We start from the raw sequence: 2,626 nt of genomic DNA, 5'->3' as shown, positions 1-2,626 counted from the left end.
ATCCGCGCGGCCATCCACGATCTCCTGAAAGATCGTCGTGTTGTCGGGATGCAGGATGACCGTCGCCGCGTGGATATGCGCGCGGGCGAATTTCTCGTTGGTCCCGCCCGGATTGACGACGAGGCGCACGCCCGGCCGGTCGATGTCGGCGAGCGTCTGGAAGCGATCCACGAGGTCGCAGCGTGTGATCGGCGTCTTGCCATCCATCAGCACCGGCGCCGAGAAGAGCCCGATGGCCGCCCGTGCCGGCGTCACTGAGACGCCGCCCATGGCGATGTCGAACTTTCCGGCCTTGAGGTCCGCCGAAAGCGTCGGCCAGCTCGTCCTGACGAAAACGGGCTTCACCCCGAGCGCCGCCGCGAGCGACCGCCCGAGATCGACGTCGAGACCCGAAAAGCTGCCCGCGCCGTCCGCCGCCGAGAAGGGCCGGTAGTCGCCCGTCAGCCCGATCCGCAGCGCGCCCGAAGCCCGGACGGCGTCGAACCGCGCTCCCGCGCCCGCCGGCAGGGGCAGGGCGAGCATCAGCAGACCCAGAAAAAGCGCCAAAAGCCGAAACCGCATCGCACCCACTCCATCCAAATTCATCCGACCGCGAGATTAACCCGTGCGGGGGTGGCCGGGGATAAGTCGGAATTTCGCCGTGCCGACAAGGGCTTCGCATCCCAGCCCCGGCGACGCCCCGCGCCCGTTACTGGACTGTTAGGGAGACCGCTGATAGAAACCCGCCCATGAAAGAGCGTCATTTGAGCCATTTTTCCATAGGGCCCGTGCGAATTAGCGGCCCGGCCTGCCGCTGAGGCCCCGAGGGGCCTTCCAGCGCTCGGGCCGGGACGTGAACCCGTGACGCAACCCCCGAACTGCCCGAGACCCGAAATGGCCAGCGACAGCAAGACGCCCGATTCCGCCGAAGCCCCCGCCCGCGATTACCGCGAAACGATCTTCCTGCCCGAAACGCCCTTCCCGATGAAGGCCGGCCTCCCGCAGCGCGAGCCCGAATGGCTCGCCCGCTGGGAGAAGATGGACCTCTACCGCCGCCTGCGCGAGGACGCCAAGGGCCGCGAGACCTTCATCCTTCACGACGGCCCGCCCTATGCCAATGGCGACATCCATATCGGCCATGCGCTCAACAAGACGCTGAAGGACATCGTCGTCCGCTCGCAGCAGATGATGGGCAAGAACGCGCCCTATATCCCCGGCTGGGACTGCCACGGCCTTCCGATCGAATGGAAGATCGAGGAGAAATACCGCAAGAAGGGCCAGAACAAGGACGAGGTGCCCGCGCTCGAATTCCGCCGCGAATGCCGCGAATTCGCGCAGCACTGGGTCGATGTGCAGCGCGAGCAGTTCAAGCGCCTCGGCATCTCCGGCGACTGGGACAATCCTTACCTCACGATGAGCTACGATGCGGAAGCCGCCATCGTCCGCGAGTTCCAGAAATTCCTGATGAACGGTTCGCTCTATCGCGGCTCGAAGCCGGTGATGTGGTCGATCGTCGAAAAGACCGCGCTCGCCGAAGCCGAGGTCGAATATCAGGATCACGTCAGCCGCACGATCTGGGTGAAGTTTCCTGTGGTCAAGGCGCCAGCCGATCTTGCCGGCGCGAAGATTGTCATCTGGACGACGACCCCCTGGACCATTCCCGGCAACCGGGCCGTCGCCTTTTCGAAGACCATCGAATATGGCCTCTACCGTGTCGAGACCGTGGAAGAGGGCAGTGGCGCCGAGGTCGGCGAATTGCTGATTCTCGCCGACGGTCTCGCCGACGAAGTCTTCAAGGCCGCGAAAGTGACCGCATGGGAACGCAAGCAGCCGCTTGACGTCTCGTCGATCGCGGCCTGCGCCCATCCCTTCGCCGGTCAGGGTTACGACTTTGAGGTCCCGGTCCTCCCCGGCGATTTTGTCACCGACGAGACGGGCACGGGCTTCGTCCATATCGCGCCGGGCCACGGCCAGGACGACTATATGCTCTGGGTGCAGAATTTCGGCCAGAAGGGCATCCCGGAAACGGTGAATGAGGAAGGCGTATATTATCCCGACGTGCCGCTCTTCGCCGGCAAGTTCGTGCTGACGCGTCAGGGCAAGGAAGGCACGGCCAACGCCGCCGTCATCGAGGAGTTGCTAAAGGCGGGCAAGCTGCTCGCCCAGGGCAAGCTCACCCATTCCTATCCGCATTCGTGGCGCTCCAAGGCGCCGCTGATCTTCCGCAACACCGCGCAATGGTTCGTTTCGATGGATGCGCCGATTGCAGAGGCCGGCGGGCGCAAGCTCCGCGAGGTCGCGCTCTCCGAGATCGACAAGACCCGCTTCGTGCCCGCGCGCGGCCGCAACCGCATCCACGCGATGGTCGAGGGCCGGCCCGACTGGGTGCTCTCGCGCCAGCGCGCCTGGGGCGTGCCGCTGACGATCTTCGTCCATAAGTCTGACGGTTCGCTGCTCCGCGACGACAAGGTCAATGCCCGTGTCGTCGAGGCGGTGGCCGCCGAAGGCGCGGACGCCTGGTTTGAAAAGCCGGTGAGCTATTTCTTCGAGGGCTCGAACCACAACGCGGACGACTACGAGAAAGTCACCGACATTCTCGACGTCTGGTTCGATTCCGGCTCGACCCATGCCTTCGTGCTCGAAGCGC

The 2,626-nt window shown here is 64.9% G+C and carries 2 protein-coding genes; one reads left to right on the top strand and one right to left on the bottom strand.

The features are described 5' to 3' along the window. Nucleotides 1-561 (bottom strand): transporter substrate-binding domain-containing protein (locus tag VMR03_RS11360; RefSeq protein ID WP_325405271.1); only part of this gene is annotated, 561 nt, incomplete at its 3' end. A 312-nt stretch (nucleotides 562-873) separates the two neighbouring features. Between VMR03_RS11360 and VMR03_RS11355 the strand changes: the two genes are divergently transcribed. After that, nucleotides 874-2,626, top strand: a 1,753-nt coding sequence (locus VMR03_RS11355; protein ID WP_325405269.1) for an isoleucine--tRNA ligase, incomplete at its 3' end; no start/stop codon positions are given.

The organism is Parvibaculum sp. (genome assembly GCF_035511255.1).
Lineage (GTDB): Bacteria > Pseudomonadota > Alphaproteobacteria > Parvibaculales > Parvibaculaceae > Parvibaculum.
This window is presented reverse-complemented; position numbering and strand designations above follow the sequence as displayed.